The sequence below is a fragment of the Streptomyces sp. XY006 genome (assembly GCF_002237655.1).
In the GTDB taxonomy this organism is placed as follows: domain Bacteria; phylum Actinomycetota; class Actinomycetes; order Streptomycetales; family Streptomycetaceae; genus Streptomyces; species Streptomyces levis.
The window spans coordinates 116,011-135,190 of the sequence record NZ_NOKT01000017.1 but is presented as its reverse complement, the minus strand read 5'-3'; the positions used below and the strand labels follow the sequence as shown (position 1 = coordinate 135,190).

The 19,180-nt window shown below is 73.3% G+C and carries 20 protein-coding genes and 1 tRNA gene; 11 read left to right on the top strand and 10 right to left on the bottom strand.

What is annotated here, in order from left to right; genetic code table 11:
- Nucleotides 1–27: 27 nt before the first annotated feature.
- Genes CHR28_RS21020 through CHR28_RS21010 form a run of 3 tightly spaced genes read left to right on the top strand, consistent with a single transcriptional unit; the run spans nt 28 to nt 2,953 of the window.
- Nucleotides 28–1,389 (top strand): amidohydrolase family protein, encoded by a 1,362-nt coding sequence (locus CHR28_RS21020; RefSeq protein WP_094055214.1) that lies wholly within the window; start codon nt 28–30, stop codon nt 1,387–1,389.
- On the top strand, nt 1,386–2,267 hold the full coding sequence (locus tag CHR28_RS21015; RefSeq protein WP_094055213.1) for a cupin domain-containing protein: 882 nt from the start codon (nt 1,386–1,388) through the stop codon (nt 2,265–2,267). Before CHR28_RS21020 ends, CHR28_RS21015 begins: the two co-directional genes overlap by 4 nt.
- Nucleotides 2,264–2,953: an SDR family oxidoreductase gene (locus CHR28_RS21010; protein ID WP_094055212.1), complete on the top strand. Its 690-nt coding sequence runs from the start codon at nt 2,264–2,266 to the stop codon at nt 2,951–2,953. The genes CHR28_RS21015 and CHR28_RS21010 overlap by 4 nt, the downstream gene beginning before the upstream one ends.
- A 157-nt stretch (nt 2,954–3,110) precedes the next feature.
- Here CHR28_RS21010 and CHR28_RS21005 read toward each other — a convergent pair whose 3' ends face one another.
- The 3 genes from CHR28_RS21005 to CHR28_RS20995 are packed head-to-tail and all read right to left on the bottom strand — an operon-like array spanning nt 3,111 to nt 4,244.
- Nucleotides 3,111–3,455 (bottom strand): DUF3140 domain-containing protein, encoded by a 345-nt coding sequence (locus CHR28_RS21005; RefSeq protein WP_094055211.1) that lies wholly within the window; start codon nt 3,453–3,455, stop codon nt 3,111–3,113.
- A gap of 52 nt (nt 3,456–3,507) precedes the next feature.
- Nucleotides 3,508–3,990 (bottom strand): Dps family protein, encoded by a 483-nt coding sequence (locus tag CHR28_RS21000; protein WP_094055210.1) that lies wholly within the window; start codon nt 3,988–3,990, stop codon nt 3,508–3,510.
- Nucleotides 3,987–4,244, bottom strand: a complete 258-nt coding sequence (locus CHR28_RS20995; RefSeq protein WP_094055275.1) for a WhiB family transcriptional regulator — start codon at nt 4,242–4,244, stop codon at nt 3,987–3,989. Before CHR28_RS20995 ends, CHR28_RS21000 begins: the two co-directional genes overlap by 4 nt.
- A 186-nt stretch (nt 4,245–4,430) precedes the next feature.
- On the opposite strand from CHR28_RS20995, the gene CHR28_RS20990 reads away from it, so the two are divergent.
- Together CHR28_RS20990 and CHR28_RS20985 are read left to right on the top strand one after the other, a co-directional pair.
- A complete protein-coding gene (locus CHR28_RS20990; RefSeq protein ID WP_094055209.1) occupies nt 4,431–5,618 on the top strand; it encodes a thiolase family protein in 1,188 nt (395 codons plus the stop codon).
- A gap of 77 nt (nt 5,619–5,695) precedes the next feature.
- Nucleotides 5,696–6,469: a sulfite exporter TauE/SafE family protein gene (locus CHR28_RS20985; protein ID WP_094055208.1), complete on the top strand. Its 774-nt coding sequence runs from the start codon at nt 5,696–5,698 to the stop codon at nt 6,467–6,469.
- Here the strand turns inward: CHR28_RS20985 and CHR28_RS20980 are convergent.
- Nucleotides 6,455–7,255 (bottom strand): HAD-IIA family hydrolase, encoded by an 801-nt coding sequence (locus CHR28_RS20980; protein WP_094055207.1) that lies wholly within the window; start codon nt 7,253–7,255, stop codon nt 6,455–6,457. The genes CHR28_RS20985 and CHR28_RS20980 overlap by 15 nt on opposite strands.
- Nucleotides 7,256–7,480: 225 nt before the next feature.
- Between CHR28_RS20980 and CHR28_RS20975 the strand changes: the two genes are divergently transcribed.
- Complete coding sequence (locus CHR28_RS20975; RefSeq protein ID WP_094055206.1) at nt 7,481–8,227, top strand: cobalt-precorrin-6A reductase; 747 nt, start codon at nt 7,481–7,483, stop codon at nt 8,225–8,227.
- A gap of 43 nt (nt 8,228–8,270) precedes the next feature.
- Here CHR28_RS20975 and CHR28_RS20970 read toward each other — a convergent pair whose 3' ends face one another.
- From CHR28_RS20970 to CHR28_RS20960, 3 genes are all read right to left on the bottom strand, one after another.
- Nucleotides 8,271–10,346: an MDR family MFS transporter gene (locus tag CHR28_RS20970; RefSeq protein ID WP_094055205.1), complete on the bottom strand. Its 2,076-nt coding sequence runs from the start codon at nt 10,344–10,346 to the stop codon at nt 8,271–8,273.
- 81 nt (nt 10,347–10,427) lie between these two features.
- Nucleotides 10,428–11,198 carry a precorrin-6A synthase (deacetylating) gene (gene cobF / locus CHR28_RS20965; protein WP_179272506.1) on the bottom strand — a complete coding sequence of 257 codons (771 nt, stop codon included), beginning with the start codon at nt 11,196–11,198 and terminating at the stop codon, nt 10,428–10,430.
- Nucleotides 11,199–11,408: 210 nt separating this feature from the next.
- The gene (locus CHR28_RS20960; protein WP_094055203.1) at nt 11,409–11,942 is read right to left on the bottom strand and encodes a DUF309 domain-containing protein; all 534 of its coding nucleotides are present in this window, start codon (nt 11,940–11,942) and stop codon (nt 11,409–11,411) included.
- Nucleotides 11,943–12,040: 98 nt separating this feature from the next.
- On the opposite strand from CHR28_RS20960, the gene CHR28_RS20955 reads away from it, so the two are divergent.
- A tRNA-Pro gene (locus CHR28_RS20955) sits at nt 12,041–12,114 on the top strand.
- Between the two features lie 57 nt (nt 12,115–12,171).
- On the opposite strand, the gene CHR28_RS20950 is transcribed toward CHR28_RS20955, so the two are convergent.
- On the bottom strand, nt 12,172–13,362 hold the full coding sequence (locus CHR28_RS20950; RefSeq protein WP_094055202.1) for an FAD-dependent monooxygenase: 1,191 nt from the start codon (nt 13,360–13,362) through the stop codon (nt 12,172–12,174).
- A 232-nt stretch (nt 13,363–13,594) separates the two neighbouring features.
- Between CHR28_RS20950 and CHR28_RS20945 the strand changes: the two genes are divergently transcribed.
- Both CHR28_RS20945 and CHR28_RS20940 read left to right on the top strand, forming a co-directional pair.
- Complete coding sequence (locus tag CHR28_RS20945) at nt 13,595–14,257, top strand: NUDIX domain-containing protein (RefSeq protein ID WP_094055201.1); 663 nt, start codon at nt 13,595–13,597, stop codon at nt 14,255–14,257.
- Between the two features lie 149 nt (nt 14,258–14,406).
- A complete protein-coding gene (locus tag CHR28_RS20940) occupies nt 14,407–15,231 on the top strand; it encodes a DUF427 domain-containing protein (protein ID WP_094055200.1) in 825 nt (274 codons plus the stop codon).
- Here the strand turns inward: CHR28_RS20940 and CHR28_RS20935 are convergent.
- Nucleotides 15,197–15,925 (bottom strand): TetR/AcrR family transcriptional regulator, encoded by a 729-nt coding sequence (locus CHR28_RS20935; protein WP_094055199.1) that lies wholly within the window; start codon nt 15,923–15,925, stop codon nt 15,197–15,199. The genes CHR28_RS20940 and CHR28_RS20935 overlap by 35 nt on opposite strands.
- Before the next feature lie 150 nt (nt 15,926–16,075).
- On the opposite strand from CHR28_RS20935, the gene CHR28_RS20930 reads away from it, so the two are divergent.
- Both CHR28_RS20930 and CHR28_RS20925 read left to right on the top strand, forming a co-directional pair.
- Nucleotides 16,076–17,155 carry a phosphotransferase family protein gene (locus CHR28_RS20930; protein WP_094055198.1) on the top strand — a complete coding sequence of 360 codons (1,080 nt, stop codon included), beginning with the start codon at nt 16,076–16,078 and terminating at the stop codon, nt 17,153–17,155.
- On the top strand, nt 17,152–18,237 hold the full coding sequence (locus CHR28_RS20925) for a GNAT family N-acetyltransferase (protein WP_094055197.1): 1,086 nt from the start codon (nt 17,152–17,154) through the stop codon (nt 18,235–18,237). The genes CHR28_RS20930 and CHR28_RS20925 overlap by 4 nt, the downstream gene beginning before the upstream one ends.
- An 11-nt stretch (nt 18,238–18,248) precedes the next feature.
- Here the strand turns inward: CHR28_RS20925 and CHR28_RS20920 are convergent, their stop codons facing one another.
- Nucleotides 18,249–19,130 (bottom strand): alkaline phosphatase family protein, encoded by an 882-nt coding sequence (locus tag CHR28_RS20920; protein WP_218829471.1) that lies wholly within the window; start codon nt 19,128–19,130, stop codon nt 18,249–18,251.
- Nucleotides 19,131–19,180 lie beyond the last annotated feature (50 nt).

Here is a 19,180-nt window from a genome sequence, read left to right as displayed (position 1 = left end):
TTCCCCGACCCCATGGGAGGAAGCGCGATGACCACCAGGACACTGCTGCGCTCCGGCCACGTGATCTCGATGGACCCCGACATCGGTGACCTGCCCCAGGGGGACGTCCTCGTCGAGGACGGCAGGATCGCGGCCGTGCAGCCCGAGATCAGCGCCGACGCCGAGATCCTCGACATGACCGGCCGCATCGTGATCCCCGGCTTCGTCGACACCCACCGCCACACCTGGGAGGCCCCGATCCGGGGTGTCGCCCCGGACGCGACCCTCGACGACTACTTCGTCGACATCCTCGACACCTTCGCCCCGCTGTACACCCCGCAGGACGTCTACGCGGGCAATCTCGCGGGCGCGCTGGAGTGTCTCGACGCCGGCATCACCACGCTCGTCGACTGGTCGCACATCAACAACACCCCCGAACACCCGGACGCGGCGATCCAGGGGCTGAGCGAATCCGGCATCCGGGCCTGTTACGCGTACGGCAGCGCCAACACCTCCCTCGCCGACTACTGGTTCGAGAGCAAGCTCGTCATCCCCGCGGACGACGTGCGGCGGATCAGGTCGACGTACTTCGCGTCCGACGACGGCCTGCTGACCATGGCCCTCGCCACCCGCGGCCCCGGCTTCTGCGTCGACCAGGTCGTCGCCGCCGAGTGGGCCGTGGCCCGCGAGCTGGGCCTCCCGATCACCGTGCACGTCGCGATGGGGCGGCTCGCCGGCCGCTTCGGCATGGTCAGGCAACTGCACGGCCTGGGGCTCCTGGGCCCCGACACCACCTACGTCCACTGCTGCCATCTGAGCGAGGAGGAGTGGCGGATGGTCGCCGACAGCGGCGGCACGGTGTCGGTCGCGCCGCAGGTGGAGCTCCAGATGGGGCACGGCTGGCCACCGGTGATGCAGGCGATCGAGCACGGCCTGCGGCCCTCGCTCAGCGTCGACGTCGTCACGACCGTGCCCGGCGACATGTTCACCCAGATCCGCGCGGCCTTCGCCGCCGACCGCGCCCGCGTCAACGCCGACTGCTGGCAGGCCAACCTGCCGGTCCCCGCGACCATGCTGACGGCACGTCAGATGCTGGAGACCGCCACGGTCAACGGCGCCCACGTGGCGGGCCTGGAGGACCGTACCGGCTCCCTGACCCCCGGCAAGCGCGCCGACATCGTCGCCCTCGACGCCACGGCGCCCAACATGGCGCCCGTGCACGACGCGGTGGCCGCGGTCACGCTGTGCGCGGACGTCTCCAACGTGGACACCGTCCTCGTCGACGGCGTGCTCCGCAAACGCGACGGCAGGCTGCTCGCCGACACCGCACGCGCCCTGCGGCTGGTCACGGAGTCCCGCGACCGGCTCCTGGCGGCGAAGGAGGCCGCGGCGGCGAAGGCCACGGCATGACCCGGCACCTGGTGCGCCGCGCCGCCGGACTTCCCGCGCCGCCGTTCGACCGGCACGGTCACCGGCGGTGGACGCTGGTCGGCGAGGACGACGGCAGCGTCCACACCGGCTTCGGCGTGTGCGAACTGCGCCCCGACGGCCGCGTGCCCGCCCACGTCCACTCGTACGAGGAGACGTTCCTCGTCCTCGACGGGGCCGTGATCCTCGACGTGCCGGAGGGCGCGTACCGGCTGGCGGAGGGCGACTACGGCCTGCTGCCGACCGGGGTGCCCCACTCCTGGCGCGGGGCCGGGGACACCGGCGGCCGCTGGGCGGACATGCTGGCCCCGGTGCCGCGCGCCCGCTACGGCCACGACACCCAGACGGTGCCCGCACTGCCCGCGCGCGAGCCGGTCCGGGTCGACGTCCGCGATCCGCGCACCCGCTCCTTCGGCCACTTCGAGCCGGACCAGATGGACCCCGGCAAGCAGTCCCAGGACCTGCTGGCCGTGACCGCGAGCATGCGGACCGCGCTGCTGGTCTACAGCGGCATCACGGTGAAGATGATGATCGACGGCGACCTGGGCGCGGTCGCCTCGACGATGTTCATGGTGCAGTACGCCTCCGACGGGGTCATCGGCACCCACGACCACCCCTTCGAGGAGACCTACCTGATCCTCGAAGGCGTGGCGGAGGCCCTGCTCGACGGGGAGCGGTACCGGCTGGAACCGGGCGACCTGGCCTGGGCGGGCGCCGGGTGCGTCCACGGGTTCGTCAACGCCGGGCAGGGGCCGCTGCGGTGGCTGGAGACACAGGCGCCGCAGCCGCCCGTACGGCACGCGTACCGGTTCACGCGGGACTGGGACTACCTGCGCGCGGCACTGGAGGAGAGATCATGAACAGTGTGCTCGTCGTCGGAGGCACGTCCGGGATCGGCCACGCCTTCGCCCGGGAACGGGCCGGGCGCGGGGACGACGTGGTGCTCACCGGCCGGGACGCCCAGCGGGCCGGGGCGGTCGCCGAGCAGGCCGGGGCCCGCGGGATCGCCCTGGACCTGGCACGGCCGCTGGAGATCGCGGCGGCCCTGGCCGACGTGGGCCGCGTCGACCACCTGGTGATCGCGGGCGTCTCCCGGGACGACAACAAGGTCACCGAGTACGACATCGACGCCGCGCTGCGCCTGGTCACGCTCAAGCTCGTCGGCTACACGGAGGTCGTGCACGCGCTGCGCGGCCGGCTGCACGACGGCAGCGCGATCGTGCTGTTCGGAGGGCAGGCGAAGGAACGCCCCTATCCGGGGGCGACGACCGTGGCGACGGTCAACGCGGGAGTGCGGGGCATGATGCACACCCTCGCCGTCGAACTCGCCCCGGTCCGCGTCAACGCCGTGCACCCCGGGGTCGTCGGTGACAGCCCGTACTGGCAGGCCAAACCGGAGAAGGTGCTGGCCGCGCTGCGCACCGAGACTCCCACCGGGCGGCTGGCCACCATGGCGGACGTGGTGGACGCGGTCGACTTCCTGCTGCGCAACGACTCCGTCAACGCGGTCGAACTGAACGTGGACGGCGGGTGGTTGCTGGGCTGAATGGTTGCTGGGCTCAGCCGGGGGGGCACCTCGCCGGCCGCCGCCCGGCGCGGCCGCCGCGGATCGCCGCCCCGGTCCTGCGAGGCGGTCCCGGCCACGCGGCGCGGACGGGAGCGCGTGCGCGACGCGCTCCCGTCCGTCCCCGGTCAGCCTGCGGCTAGCCCTTCAGCGGGTCGTGGCCGAGTGTCATCAGCCGGTGCCGGCGGCGGGTGTCCTCGGCCGTCGTCTCCGGCTCGGGCTCGTTCTCCAGGTCGGCCTCGTCGGTGACCGTGTCGACGACCTTGCGCATCACGCGCAGGTCGTCCTCGGTCAGGTCCGTGCGCCGCTTCTGGAGGATCGCCAGGACGTGCTGCCCGGTGGGCGTGCCCGCCTGCTCCGGAAGCGGTTCGGTCGCCTCGTCGGCGTCCCGCACCCGCAGCCAGGCCGCGAGTTCCTGCGAGGTCATGTTCACCACGCGGTGGAAGTCCTCCCACAGCGCGTCGAGTTCGAGGGCGTCGGTCATCGCCTGCCCCTTCCGTGCGTACGTCGGATGCTGTGCGCCGGATCCGCCGGGGTCAGCTCTCGCGGGGGAAGTTCTCGGCGTCGAACATCCAGCGCTGCTTCTCCAGGTCCGCCGTGATGGCGATCAGCAGGTCCTGGGTGACCGGGTCGGCCGTCTCCGTCGCCTCGATGCGCTCGCGCAGCCGGCCGATGGCCTCGCGCAGCGACTCCACCATCACCCGCACGGCGTCCTCGTCACGGACCCAGCCGTCCTTCGGGGCGGGCAGCGTGAAGTCCCTGGCGACGGTCTCGGGGCGGCCGTCCGGCGGCACGCCGAGCGCCGCGGACCGCTCCGCGACCGTGTCGGCGAAGGTCCGCGCGGCCGTCACCACCTCGTCCAGCTGCAGGTGGATGGACCGGAACCGCGGTCCGACGATGTTCCAGTGGGCCTGCTTCCCGATCAGCGAGAGTCCGAGCAGATCGACCAGCGTGTCCTGGAGTGCCTCGCACGCGACCTTGCGGGCGTCGTCGGGCAGGGTGCTCCTCACAGCCGTCATAGGGCGCTTCTCCTTCTCGCGTCGTTCCTCGTGGTCCTCAGCAGTGCGTCGCGCTCCTCCTCGCAGGTGCCGCCCCACACGCCCGAGGCCTGACCACTGCCGAGCGCGAAGCTCAGGCAGTCGTCGCTCACCGGGCAGCGCGCGCAGATGCGTTTGGCGGCCGTGATGTCCCGCAGGGCGGGGCCCGCGGTGCCCACGGGGAAGAACAACTCGGGGTCCTCGTCCACGCAGGCGGCGCTCCGCAACCACTCCATGACCGCGCGGGTGCCCACGGCTCACGGGTGCAAACGCGCTGCGGGCCCAGGGCAGGCGCCGCCCCCGGCCTGCGAGAACACCGTTCGGGAGCCTGATCGGCCACCGAAATCTTCCCAGGAGCGGGAGGAGGGACTATTATCCGAAACTAGCAGTGCTAATTAACTGGCGGTGTGAGGAGCCCTCTCGTGCGTCCCGTCCACTTCGCGGCCGCCCGCCGCACCCCCATCGGCAAACTGCGGGGATCCCTCTCCACGGTCCGGCCCGACGACCTCGCCGCGACCGTCGTCCGCACCCTGATCGCCGACGTGCCCGCGCTGGACCCGGCCCGGGTCGACGACGTGTACTGGGGCGCCGCCAACCAGGCCGGCGAGGACAACCGCAACGTCGCCCGCATGGCCGCCCTGCTCGCCGGCCTGCCCGAGTCCGTCCCCGGCGCCACGGTCAACCGCCTGTGCGCCTCCGGCCTGGAGGCCGTCACCACGGCCGCCCGCACCATCGCCGCCGGCGAGGCGGACGTCGTCGTCGCGGGCGGCTCCGAGTCGATGAGCCGCGCCCCCTTCGTGCTGCCCCGCCCCGACGAGGCCCTGCCGCACCGCATCGAGACCGTCGACACCCGTCTGGGCTGGCGTCTGGTCAACCCGGTGATGAAGGACCTGCACGGCCTGCTGTCCATGGGCGAGACGGCCGAGGAGGTCGCCGCCCGGTACGGCATCCCGCGCGAGCGCCAGGACGAGTTCGCCCTGCGCAGCCACCAACGCGCCGCCGACGCCCGCAAGAACGGCCACTTCGACGACGAACTGCTGCCCGTCGAGCGCCCCGACGGCGTGGTCGTCGACACCGACGAGTGCGTCCGCGAGGACACCTCGTACGAGAAGCTCGCCCGGCTCAAGCCGGTCTTCCGCCAGGGCGGCACGGTCACCGCGGGCAACGCCTCCCCGATGAACGACGGTGCCGCGGGACTCCTCCTGGTCAGCGAGGAGGCCCTGAACGACCTGGGCCTGGAGTCCCTCGGCCGCTATGTCGCCGGTGCCTCCGCCGGCGTCCACCCCGACGTCATGGGCATCGGGCCGGTCCCCGCCACGCGCAAGGTCCTGGCCCGGACCGGCTGGGACATCGGCGACCTGGAGGAGGCCGAGTTCAACGAGGCGTTCGCGGCCCAGGCGCTGGCCTGCGTCGACCAGCTCGGCATCGACCCCGGCCTGGTCAACCCCAGCGGCGGCGCCATCGCCCTCGGCCATCCCCTGGGCTGCTCGGGCGCCCGCATCCTCACCACGCTGCTGCACCGCATGCGGCGCACGGGAGCCGGCAAGGGACTGGCCACGATGTGCGTCGGTGTCGGCCAGGGCAGCGCGGTGCTGGTCGAACGGCCCTGAGCGGACCGGACCAGGAGGCTCAGCAGGCGAGACGGCGCTGACCGCACCGGTTCGTTGCACATAGCATCAGTGTTCGCATGAACACCATGACGCTCTGGCACATCACCGGCTGGGAATTCGCCGCCCTGGCCTTCGCGGCCCTGCTCGTCGGCTTCTCCAAGACCGCCGTGAGCGGGGCCAACACGGTCAGCCTCGCCATCTTCGCCGCGGTGCTGCCCGCCCGCGCCTCCACCGGTGTGCTGCTGCCGGTCCTCATCGCCGGGGACCTGCTGGCCGTGGCCACCTACCGGCGGCACGCGCACTGGCCCACGCTGTGGCGGCTGTTCCCGGCGGTCGCCGCGGGCGTCGTCGTCGGCACGGTGTTCCTGGTGTGGGCGGACGACGCGATCGTACGGACCTCCATCGGCGCGATCCTGCTGCTCATGGCGGCCGTGACGGTGTGGCGCCGGCGTGCCGCGGACACGGAGGAGGAGCCGGAGTCCGTCACCACCCGGCCGGGCCGGCTCAAGGCCCGCTCGTACGGTGTGCTGGGCGGCTTCACCACCATGGTCGCCAACGCGGGCGGCCCCGTGATGTCGATGTACCTGCTGTCGGCCGGCTTCCGCAAACTCGGCTTCCTCGGCACCTCGGCGTTCTTCTTCCTGATCGTGAACGTCTCCAAGCTGCCCTTCAGCGCCGGCCTCGGCCTGATCGACGGCCGTTCCCTCATGCTCGACCTGGCGCTCGTGGTGTTCGTCGTGCCCGGCGCGCTGATCGGCAAGTGGGCCGTCGACAGGATCAACCAGCGGCTGTTCGAGCGACTGGTCATCGCCGCGACCGTCGTGGGCGGGCTCCAGCTACTGCTGCGCTGAACCCCGCAGCAGGGCGGGCAGGTCCGCGAACGCGTCGATCACATGGTCGGGCGTGCCGTCGGCGGCGTCCAGCGTCTCCTGCCGGAACTTCCCGGTCCGCACGAGCACCCCGGTGATCCCGGCCCGCTGCGCCCCCAGGACGTCGGACTCGACGTCGTCCCCGACCATCACGGCCTCGCCCGCGCCGGCGCCGAGCCGGGCCAGGGCCGCCTCGAAGAACGCCCGGGCCGGTTTGCCCGTGATCTCGGCCTCCACGCGCGCCGCCCGCTCCAGACCGGCCAGGAACGCGCCCGCGTCCAGCCGCAGCCCCTCGGCCGTACGCCAGTACAGGTTGCGGTGCATCGCCACCAGCCGCGCCCCGCGCTGCAGGTGACCGAAGGCCCGGTCGAGTGCCTCGTAACCGAACTCGGGGCCGGCCCCGCCGACCAGGACCACCTCCGGCTCGGTGCCGCCGTCCGCCGGGTCGACCACCGTCACGCCCTCCAGGTCCGCCGCGATGTCGCCGCTGTTCAGCAGGGCGCAGCGGGCACCGGGAGAGTGCTCGGCGAGATGGGCGGCGGTGGCCGCTGGGGCGGTCAGGATGTCCTCGGCGCTCACCGGGAACCCCGCGTCCGCCAGCGTCCCGGCGATCGACGCCCGGGTCCGCGAGGTCGTGTTCGTCACCAGCAGGACCGCGTAGCCGGCCTCCCGGATCTCCCGCAACGCCTCCACGGCACCGGGCAGCGGCCGCCACGAGACGGTCAGTACCCCGTCGATGTCCACGAGCACGGCACGCACGGACTCCATGCCAGGACGATAGCCACCGACGCCGGGCGGCGCCCGCCGGTACAGCCGCTTCGGGCCGTGACCGGCGGTACTGGTGCCCGGGCCGTGTCGGCCGGTACAGCCACCCCGGGCCGTGCCCGCCCGTACCGCCACCCGGGCCGCCCCTGCCTCTGCAGCCCCGGGCCGTGCCCGTCGGGCCGTACCCGCGTGGCCGTTCGTCGTGTGGGACCTCGTACGCTCGACGCCGTGTCCCCTCACGTCCTGATCCTCGGTGGTACGGCCGAGGCCCGTGCCCTGGCCGGCGCGCTGTCCGCACGCCCCGGTGTCCGAGTCACCACGTCCCTCGCGGGGCGGGTGGCACGGCCGGGGGCGCTCGACGGGGACGTGCGCGTCGGGGGCTTCGGCGGTGCCGAGGGGCTGGCCGGGTGGCTGCTGCGGGAAAAGGTGACCGCGCTCGTCGACGCCACCCACCCCTTCGCCGAGTCGATCACGGCCAACGCCGCCCGGGCCGCCGCCCTGACCGGGGTGCCGGCGGTGGTGCTGCGCCGCCCGGGGTGGCGGCCCGGCCCCGGGGACCGCTGGCACCCGGTGCCCTCGCTGGACGCGGCGGCCGACCTGCTGCCCCGAGTCGGCCGCCGGGTCTTCCTCACCACCGGGCGCCTGGGACTCGCCGCGTTCGCGCACCTGGCCGCACTCCACTTCGTGGTGCGCTCGGTGGATCCCCCCGAACCGCCGCTGCCGCCCGACACCCATGTGCTGCTGGCCCGCGGCCCGTTCACCGTGCCCGGCGAGACGGCCCTGCTGCGGGAGCACCGCGTCGACGTCCTGGTGACCAAGGACAGCGGGGGAGCGGCCACCGCGGCCAAGCTGACCGCGGCCCGGAACCTCGGGCTGCCGGTCGTGGTGGTCGGGCGGCCGCCGCTGCCGGAGGGCGTGACGGCGGTGCCCGATGTGGAGGGGGTGCTGGAGCGACTGGGGCTCGGCGGTTCCTGAGGCCGCCTACGTCCGGCGAGGGGCCGGAGCGCTCACGCCCCGGTCAAGCCCCGCTGGTCGCCAGGGACTTCGCCGGTCCGGCCGGCAGACCGTGGCTCAGGTCCTCCACCAGCAGCCGTTTCGCGATCGCGTCGACCGCGATGCGCAGATCGGCGTCCGAGGGGCGCCCGATGTCGCGCCCCAGCCGGTCCTCCAGCCACGCCGCCCAGGCCCGGCTGATGACTGCGGCCTCCCGGGCACCGGCCTCCGTGTGGGCCAGCAGGGACCCGTGGCGGGTCAGGAACCCCTCCTCGACCATCCGCTCGAAGACCGGCAGCAGCACCTCCGGCGGCATCCGGCGGCGCGCCGCGATCAGCCCCAGGCTGGCGTGCCCGACCATCCGCGTGAACAGCTCGACCTGCATCACGGCCCATGCCCCGGCCACGTCCAGCCGGGTGTCGGACTCCAGGACGATCCGGCGCGTGGTGTCCAGGTCCGCACTGCCGATGATCTTCCCGACGGCGGCCTCCAGCACCCGCCGGGAGTCCGCGCCGTGCGGCGAGGCGAACCCCTCGCCCAGGTCGGTCGACCCGGTCCGCGCGGTGTCGCGCAGCGGGACCTGCTTGAGGAACAGGGCCACGAGGAAGCCCAGGACGGCGACCGGCACGGTCCACAGGAACACCGTCTGCAGCGTGTCCGCGTAGGCGTCGACGATCGGCGCGGCCGTGGCCGACGGCAGCTCGTGCACGCCCTCGGGGCTGGTCGCCGCCCGGCCGACGAGGGCCGGGTCCACCTCACCGGCCCGCGCGGCGTCCGCGACGCCCTCGCGCAGGTTGGGCGCCAGCGCGTTGGTGTAGATGGTGCCGAACACGGCCGTGCCGAACGAACTGCCCAGCGTACGGAAGAAGGTGACGCCGGAGGTCGCGGTGCCGAGGTCGGCGTAGTCGACGGTGTTCTGCACCGCGATCGTCAGCACCTGCATGCTCAGCCCGATGCCGGTGCCCAGCACGAACATGTACAAGGACTCCAGCCCCGCGCCCGTGCCCGGCCCCATCAGGGACATCAGGTACAGGCCCACGCCCATCACCAGCGAACCGGCGATCGGGAAGAGCCGGTAGCGGCCGGTCCTGCTGACCACGGTGCCGCTGAACACCGACGCGATGAGCAGCCCCGCCACCATCGGCAGCGTCCGCACGCCGGACACCGTGGCCGAGTCGCCGTCGACGTACTGCAGATACGTCGGCAGATACGTCAGCGCGCCGAGCATCGCGAAGCCGACGATGAAGCTCAGCACCGAGCAGACCGAGAACACCGGGTTGGCGAACAGCCGCATGGGCAGCATCGGTTCGCGCGCCCGCGTCTCCACCCGGCAGAACAGCGCCAGCGCGACCACACCGCCCACGAACAGCCCGATGATCACGCCCGAGCCCCAGGCGTACTCGTTCCCGCCCCAACTCGTCGCCAGGATCAGCGCGCTGGCGCCGACCGCGACCAGCGCGATGCCCAGATAATCGATGACGGGCCGGACCGCCGACTTCACCACCGGAATGGTCCGGGCCGCCGCCACCACGACCACGATCGCGATGGGCACGTTGACGTAGAACGCCCAGCGCCAGGTCAGATGGTCGGTGAACAGCCCGCCCAGCAGCGGCCCGACAACCGTGGCCACACCGAACACCGCGCCGATCGCGCCCTGGTACTTGCCGCGCTCCCGCAGCGGGATCACGTCCGCGATCAACGCCATGGACGTGACCATCAGCCCACCCGCGCCGATGCCCTGCATCGCCCGCCAGGCGATCAGCAACGACATGTTCGTGGCCAGACCGCACAGGAACGACCCCGTGATGAACACGATCGCCGAGACCTGGAAGACGAGCTTGCGTCCGAACAGATCGCCGAACTTGCCGACCAGCACGGTCGCGACCGTCTCGGCGAGGAGGTACGAGGTGACCACCCACGACATGTGCTCGGCCCCGCCCAGGTCCGACACGATGGTGGGCAGGGCGGTACCGACGATGGTCTGGTCGAGCGCCGCGAGCAGCATCCCCAGCATGATCGTCACGAAGACGACGTTGCGGCGGCGGGTGTCCAGCACCGGCGGCTGGGAGGCGGGCGGGGCGGTTTCCTCCACGACGGTCACGTCGTCACCTTCACACCTGTGGGCTACGTGCGCATGCCAGAACGTCCGCACGGGTGCCCGGTGTCGCGGCCCCCAGTCACGTCAGTCGCGGGGGCGCCGGCGCAGCAGATACGTGTCCATGATCCAGCCCTTGCGCTCACGGGCCTCGGCGCGCAGCCGCTCGATGCGGGGAGCGGCCTCGGCGATCGGTCCGGAGACCAGGATCTCGTCCGGAGTGCCGATGTAGGCGCCCCAGTAGATGTCGACGTCCTCGTCCGCGTACTTCCGGAAGGTCTGGTGGGCGTCGAGCATCACCACCACGTCGTCCACGCCCTCCGGGAAGCCCTCGGCGAGCCGCCGGCCCGTGGTGATCTGCACCGGCCTGCCGACGCGGTTGAGGCCCGTGCGGTGCCGGGCGACCAGCGCCGAGACGCTGCTGATGCCGGGCACCACGTCGTACTCGAACGCGACGGCCCCGCGCTCCAGTACCTCCTCCAGGATCGCCAGGGTGCTGTCGTACAGCGAGGGGTCGCCCCACACCAGGAACGCGCCGGTCTGCTCCGCGCCGAGCTCCTCGGTGATCAGCCGCTCGTAGATGTCGGCCCGGGCGCTGCGCCAGTCCCCGACGGCGGGGGAGTAGGCGTCGCCGCCGGCCCGCCGGTCCCGCTCCGGGTCGCGCGCCTCGACGACCCGGTACGTGCCCGCCTCGACGTGCGCGTCGAGCATGTCCCGCCGCAGCCCCGTGAGATCCGCCTTCACCTCGCCCTTGTCCAGGATGAAGAACACGTCCGTGCTCCGCAGCGCCCTGACGGCCTGGAGGGTGAGCTGGTCGGGGTCGCCCGCGCCGATACCGATGACATGAATCTTTCGCACGCCCCGAGTGTGCCGCACGCGCGGGGACGGCCCTCCACCGAGTCCCGCTCGGCTCGCCGGCAGGCCGCCAGGTCGCCAGGTCGCCAGGTCGCCGGGTCGCCAGGTCGCCGGGTCGCCAGGTCGCCGGGTCGCCAGGTCGGCGGGTCGGCCGGTCGGAGGGGGCGGCTGGTCGGAGGGGGCGGCTGGTCGGCGGGTGCCGGTCCGCTTCGGTCAGTCGGAGGCTCCCCGCAACCGTGGGGCCCGTTGCCGGGCGTCCACGGACCGGCCCTCCTGCTCGACCTCCGTGGCCAGGGCCCGTGCCCAGGCGGCCGTCGCCGCGATGTCGATGCCGTGCGGCCGGTCCCGGCCCGAGCCGGACACCCACGCCTCCGTCGCCCCCGCACCACGCCGCAGCAGCCGGGCGCCGCCGGTGAGATTGCCCCGGGCGGCGTGCGTGAGGCCCACGGCGAGCTGGGCCAGACCGCGCCACAGCTCCCGTTCCTCCTCCGGGCCCGACTTCCACGCGTCCTCGAAGACCTCGTGCGCGTGGAACGGTTTCCCCTCGTCCAGCAGCCGCTGCGCCTCGGCGACGGTCTCCTCGGGCGTACGGACCACGCCCTCCGGCTGCCGCGGCACGCCGTCCGCCCCGTACGGCAGGGGCCGGCCGAGACCGTCCCGCGGCCGGGCGTTGCGGGCCCGGCCCTCCGCGTCGCGGTCCCGCGCGCCGCCCGGCCGGTCCGAGTAGGTCTCTCCAGTGCTGCCCATACGCCGATTGTCCCGCCCGGCCCGCTTTCGGCGCGGCCAGGGGTGTGGGGTAAAGTGCTGTTCGCGCGATCACGCGGCTCACCGCGGGTGGCGCGCACCGGGACGTGGCGCAGCTTGGTAGCGCACTTGACTGGGGGTCAAGGGGTCGCAGGTTCAAATCCTGTCGTCCCGACGGTGCGGAAGGTCCCCGCAGGCGGATGCCTGCGGGGACCTTTCCTGTCGGGGCCGGTCACGGCATCCGGTGCCCGTAGAGCCAGTCCAGCCGGCGGTGGTACACACGCGGCGCCAGCTTCCCGAGGAACCACAGGGGCACGTGGGCGAAGCGGCCCTCCCGGTGGAAGCGCTGCCCGTTCTCCCGGGAACCGGCCTGGACCCGTGCGGTGCGCGGGAGCCTGGCGGCGGCGTACGACCGCAGCGCCCGCGGCACGTCGTCGGTGTGTGCGAGCCGGTCGGCGAGGACCCACGCGTCCTCCAGGGCCATGGTGGCGCCCTGCGCCAGGTAGGGCAGCATCGGGTGGCACGCGTCACCGAGGAGCGCGACCCGCCCGTCCACCCAGGTCTCCAGGGGCTCGCGGTCGAACAGCGCCCAGCGGAAGTGCGTCTCCGCCTCCCGCAGCGCGGTGGTGACCGTCGGGTGCCAGCCCGCGAAGTCGGCCAGCGCGTCCCGCCGGGTGCCGCGCTCGGTCCAGGACTCGCCCCGCCACGCGTCCCGCTCCACGACCGCCACCAGATTGGCCAGGGTCCCGCCGCGCAGCCGGTAGGTGACGGCATGCCGCCGCTCGCCCACCCAGAGGCACGCGGTGGGCGGGGGCGCGTCACCTCCCAGGCGTTCGACCGGGACGGTGACCCGCCAGGCGACATGACCGGTGAACCGCGGCTCGCCGGCCCCCAGCATCCGCTCGCGGATCGCCGAGTGGATCCCGTCGGCCCCGATGAGCAGGTTCCCGGCGATCCGCCGGCCCGAGTCGAGCACCGCCGTCACACCCCGCGCGTCCTGTGCGTAGCCGCGCACGGCCGACCCCGTGAGCAGCGTGATGTCCAGGCCGCCGCCGGCCGTCCCGGCGCGCAGGGACTCCAGCAGGTCGGAGCGGTGGACGTGCAGGTAGGGGGCTCCCCAGCGGCGTACCGCGGTCTCGGCGAGTTCGACGCGGAAGACGCGCCGGCCGGAGCGGCCGAGCCGCATCTCGACGGCCTCGGGGCGGAACGTCGTGGGCAGCAGTCGGTCCAGCACGCCGAGGGCGCTCAGCACGCGCACCCCGTTCGGACTGAGCTGGATGCCCGCGCCGATCTCCCCGATGGCCGCCGCCCGCTCCAGCACCGTCACCCGCCACCCGGTACGGCCGAGGGCGAGCGCGGCGGCCAGGCCGCCGATCCCGGCCCCCACCACGAGCGCGTGCCGTACGTCCCGGTCCGCTTCCATGTGCCCACCCCCGTGAAGTGCGTCGGACATCGCCGTCCGCCGTCTGCCGCTCACCCCCGCGGCCCGTCGTCCCCCAGGGCCGCGGCGGGCTCCCACTGTCTCCCGCCGCACGGGGCGAGAGGGAGCCTCGGACGCGTCATGCTCGGGTACTCCGCACACCGGGCGGCCCCGGGATGGTAGAAGCGGGCATGACCTTCTCGATCTTTCCGCCTCGCCGCCCGGCCGGTGCCCGATGACCGCCGGCATCGACACGCCCGACCGCAGGGGCCGCACCGGACTCGACCGAGCCGGCCGGGACCTCACCGGAAACCCCCGCGTCAAGGTCCGCGACGTGAAGCTCCTGTCCAGCCACTGGTACGTCGAGCGGACCACCACCTTCGACTTCCGGCACGCCGACGGCACCTGGAGCACCCAGGAACGCGAGACGCACGACCGCGGCAACGGCGCCACCATGCTGCTCTACGACACCGAGCGCGAAACCGTCCTGCTCACCCGCCAGTTCCGCTTCCCGGTGTACGTCAACGGGCACCCGGACGGCATGCTCGTGGAGACCCCGGGCGGCCTGCTCGACGACGAGGACGAGCACCCCGAGGTCGCGGTACGGCGCGAGGTCGTGGAGGAGACCGGCCACACCATCGGCGAGGTCCGGCACGTCTTCGACGTCTACATGAGCCCCGGCTCGGTCACCGAACGCGTCAGCTGCTACGCCGCCGCCTACGGCCCGTCGACCCGCACCCACGAGGGCGGCGGGCTCGACGAGGAGGGCGAGGACATCGAGATCCTCGAACTGCCCTTCCGCCGGGCCCTGGAGATGATCCGCACCGGGGAGATCACCGACGCCAAGACCATCATGCTGCTGCAGTGGGCGGCACTGGAGGGACCCTTCTCGGGCTGACCCCTCGGCCTCGACCGCGCCACCCGGCAGGCCGAGCCGGGCCGGGCCCTCGCCGCCGCGGCCGGCGCGGGGCACGGGGAGCCGTGGGACCGTGGAGGGGAACGGACCTCCGGAACCACCGGACCTCCTGCGCGAAGGAGACACCGGCCATGAGCACCCACCCGGCCCATCCCGCCGCCCGGTCCCTCACCACCACCCCCGAAGGCCTCGTGTGGGAGCCCAGCGAGCGCTGGGTGCGCGGCCGCACGGGCGACATCACCGTCGTCGACAGCCGCCACCCGGTGCTCGTCTGGGAGCCCGGCCTGCCCGTGCCCCAGTACGCCTTCCCGCGCACCGACGTCCGCACCGACCTCCTGCGCCCGGCGGCCGACCCGCCCACGGGCACCCACACCGGCTCCCAGGTCTTCTACGACCTGGTCGCCGGTGGCGACGTGCGCGCCAACGCGGCCTGGTCCTTCCCCGCCGACGACCTGGCCGGCCACATCGCCTTCGAGTGGTTCCGGCGCACCGACACCGGCCTCGACCACTGGTACGAGGAGGAGGAAGAGATCTTCATCCACCCCCGTGACCCGCACAAGCGCGTGGACGCGCTGCCCAGCAGCCGCCATGTCCGGGTCGAGGTCGAGGGCCGGGTCGTCGCGGACACCCGCGCCCCCGTCCTGCTCTTCGAGACGTCCCTGCCGACCCGCTACTACCTCCCGCGCGAGGACGTCCGCCTGGACCTCTTCGAGTCCACCGACCACCACACCGGGTGCCCCTACAAGGGCACCGCCTCCTACTGGTCCTGGCGCGGCGAGGGCGGAGTGCCGCCCAATGTCGTCTGGAGCTATGCCGACCCGCTGCCCGCCGTGGCGGCGATCCGGGGACGCCTGGCCTTCTTCAACGAGGTCGTGGACATCACGCTGGACGGCGAGCGCCTGGAGCGTCCGGTGACGCCGTTCAGCGGGATGCTGCGGAAGTCGAGCCGCCGGTGAGGCCGTCGAGCAGTGCGTCGAGGCCTGCCGCGAGGCCCTCGGGGCCGCCCCGCTCGGCGAGCGCGGCCGCCGTCTCCCGCAGGGTCGGCAGTTCCCTCGGGGACAGCCGGTGCAGCCCGAGCCGGAAGGCAGGGTCGGTCTCGTCCGGGTTGTCGACCATGGGGCGCAGTTCCACGGTCACGTAGCCGAGCAGCCAGGCGGTGAAGGCGCGGAAGACGGCGGAGGCGGCGGTCTCGTCGAACCCGGCTCCCCGCAGCAACGCGAGCACCCGCTCGTGATCCCGCAGCACGGCTGTGGGCCGCCGGGCCAGCGGCACCGCGAGCAGCCGGGTGGCGAGCAGCGGCACCGCCTGAGGGTGTGCGAGACACACGTCGTAGGTGGCACGGGCGATGCGATGCAGCCCGGCCCGCCAGTCCGCGTCCTCGTCCGGCCCGGCGGACAACCGCTCCTCCAGGCTCAGGTACAGCGCCTCGACCAGCCCGTCGAGCAGGGCGTCCTTGCTGGACGCGTAGCGGTACAGCGCCATGGCCTCGACGCCGAGTTCGGTGCCGAGGCGGCGCATGCTGAGCGCCGACAGCCCTTCGCGGTCCACCAGTTCCAGGGCGCTGGCCAGGACGCGCTCCCGGCTGAGCCGGCCGTAGCGGCCGCGGTCGCTGGCGCGGCGGGACTCACTGGGCCCACGGCCGTTGGCCATGCTGACTCCTCGGTGTGGAGAAGGACGAAGCCGTCCTCGACGTCGTACACATACATGATCCGGAGTCGAGTCGCACCTCATGCAAGCTGCATCGATGATGAAAAGAGGTGAATTGCGTCATTTGCCGGACGGTGTGCGAAGGAGGGCCGGATGTCGCTCACCGGGGAACTGCGGGGATTCCTGCCGCTGCGTCCCGCCGGCCTCCTGACGCGCCCGGCCGACGCCCTGACGGCACGCAGACTCGCGGACTCGCTCCAGGCCGGGGGCGCGCCACGCAGCCCGCGGCGCACCTTCTCCGACCTCCTGGTCTTCCGGCTCGACGGCGGCGGCACGGAACCCGCCGTGGTGAAGCACCCCCGGAGCCCACGCGCGGCCGCCTCGCTGGAGCACGAGTGCGAGGCCGTGCGCCGGCTGGCCCGGGACGAGCGGCTCGGCTCGTGGCGGCGGCTGTTGCCCGTCGTGAAGGAGCGCCGGCTGGAGGGGCCGCTGCCGGCGGTGGTGGAGTCCTGCCTGCCGGGCGTCGAGGCCGACGCGCTGCTGCGGCGCTCCCCGGCGCTGGCCCGCCCGGTGGCCGAGTCCGCCCTCATGGCGATCCGCGAACTGCACCGCGCCACCGGCCGGACGCAGGAGGTGACGCCCCTGCTGGCCGACTGGGTCGAACCCCGGCTGGCCGTGCTCGCCGAGCAGGTCCGGTGGTGCCGCCGGGGTGAGGGCGCGAAGGCCCTGGCCGTCCTGCGCGAACGGATCGAGAGCGCATTGGCCGGTCACCGGCTGCTGGTGGCCTGGACGCACGCCGACTTCCACCCCGGCAACGTGCTGCTGTCGGAGGGCCGCGAGACGCTGTCCGGAGTGATCGACTGGGCGGGTGCCGTGCCGGACGGCCCCTCCCTGCTGGACTGCCACACCTTCGTGCTGACCATGCGCCACCAGCTCGCCGGACGGGAGTTCGGGGCGGTCGTCGCCGATGTCGTGCGGCGCGACTCCCTCAGCGCGCAGGACCGGCGGCTGCTCGACGGGGTGCGGGCGGTGGAGGCCGGACCCCGGACGGACACGGCGGTCACGCTGCTGACCTGGCTGTGGCACGTGGCGGGGAACCTGGAGAAATCGAGCCGGTACGCGCGCAGCCACCGCTGGGTCGCGGACAACGTGGTGTCCGTCCTGGGCGAGCTGCTGGCGCACGAGAGCGCGGCGCCGGTACACGGCTCACGTTCCCGCGGGAGGACAGCGTGAACCCGCGCGCCGAACTGCTGATCGACACCGCGGCCGGTCCCGCACAGGTCACGGCCCCCGCTCCCCGGGACGTCTGGTGGGACCTGGCCGGCCGGGACGCGCACCTCGGCGTCACCCAGACACCGACCTGGCTCGACTGCCTGTGCGAGACCGGGCCGTACCGGGACGCCAGCAGGCTCTACGCGTTCGCCGACGGCACCCGGATCGTGCTGCCGCTCGTCGGCAGGGAGCGGCGCCCCGGGCGGCTGGACGCCGAGGAGTCCTGGCCGGCCGGATGGGGGATCGGCGGGCCGGTGGCCTCCGGTGCCGTGAGCCCCGGGCAGGCGCGGGCGCTCTTGGCCGACCTGGCGCACCGGCCCGCCCTGCGCGTCGCCGTCCGCTTCCGGCCCCAGGACGCCGCACTGTGGCAGCGGGCCGTACCGGGCGGTTTCCGCCTGGAGCCCCACATGAACCAGGCGGTGGATCTCGACGGCGGCTTCGGCGCCGTCTGGCAGCACCGCTTCCACACCCGGGCCCGCCGCGACGTCAAGCGCGCCGAGAAGGCGCACCTCGACGTGGAGGCGGACCGCGCCGGTCTGCTCGCGCCCGTCTTCGAGGAGCTGTACGACCGGTCCATCGAGCGCTGGGCGGCACAGCAGCACGAGCCGCGCGCACTGGCCCGGTGGCGCAGGAGGCGCGAGTTCCCCAGGGAGCGGCTGGCGGCGGTCGCCGCCCGGTTCGGTGAGTCCTGCACGATCTGGGTGGCTCGGAACGCCGGGGAGCCCGCGGCGGCCATCGTCGTCCTGCGGCACGGCCCGCACGCCAAGTTCTGGCGGGCGGCCATGGACCGGGATCTGGCCCACCCCGTCCGGGCCGTCCCGCTGCTCTACCGGCTGGCCGTGGAGGAGGCGTGCGCGCAGGGCTGCCGGGTCTTCGACCTGGGCGAGTCCGCGCCGGGCTCGTCGCTGGAGCACTTCAAGGCGGGCTTCGGGGGTGTGGGCCGTCCGTCTCCGCGCTACTGGCGGGAGAGGCTGCCCGTCTCCGCGGCCGAGCGCGGGCTGCGGACGGCGGTCAAGCGCGTGATCCGGTTCCAGGACGCGTGACGGACGCCTGGTCAGTCGCCGTCCTTCCAGATGTCCAGGGGCTCGGCCTCGGCGCTGTGTCCGATCGGGTCGAGGTCGAACGCGTCCAGGATCGTGCGCAACAGGCCGTACAGGTTGTTCGGCTGGTCGTGCTCACCGGGCCTCACCTGCTCACCGACGACGACGGTCGGGATGTGGTTGTCCTCCTCCTCGCCGCCCTCGTCCTCGTCCCAGGTGACCACGAGGAGGCTGTTGTTGGTCATGGCCCACCGGGCGTAGTCGCCGAGGTTGTCCCGCAGCCAGGCGTCGGCGCGTGCGACGCCGCCGTCGTGCATGTCGTTGTCGAGGTTCGGCACCACGAAGGAGACGTCCGGCAGCTCCGAGAAGTCCTCGGGGAAGTCCGTCCACGGGCGGTTGACGGAATCGGGCAGGTTGGTGAAGTTGACCCACGGAGCGTGCCGGCGGACGTACGGGCCGCTGGCGCAGTCCTTGAAGCCGACCCTCGGCAGGCTCTCCGCGTAACCGGTGAACGTCAGGTCGGCCTGGATCAGCTGGGAGGCCAGGTTGCGGGACGAGAAGTCGTTCGGGCAGTCGTTGTCGACGCCCTGGGTGGATCCGGAGAACAGGGCCAGATAGTTCGGCTGGCTCGGATACGTGATGGCGAAGAACTGGGTGAGGTTGGCGCCCTTGCGGGCCAGTTCGTTGATGAACGGGGCCTCGGGCGAGCCGATGATGTCCTCGTAGCCGCGGTTCTCCTCGATCACCACCACGATGTGGTCCGGCCGGGGGATGCCGTCGCCCGAGGAGCCGCAGGCCGCGACGGGCAGGAGCATCGCCAGGGCGGCGAACGCGGCGAGGAGCGGCTTGCGCAGGCGGTGCCGCGGCCGGAACGGCGTCATCACTCGTGGTGTCACTGCTCTCCTCCGGCGGTCGGTCCATCTGCTGCCGGGCACAGAAAACGGCA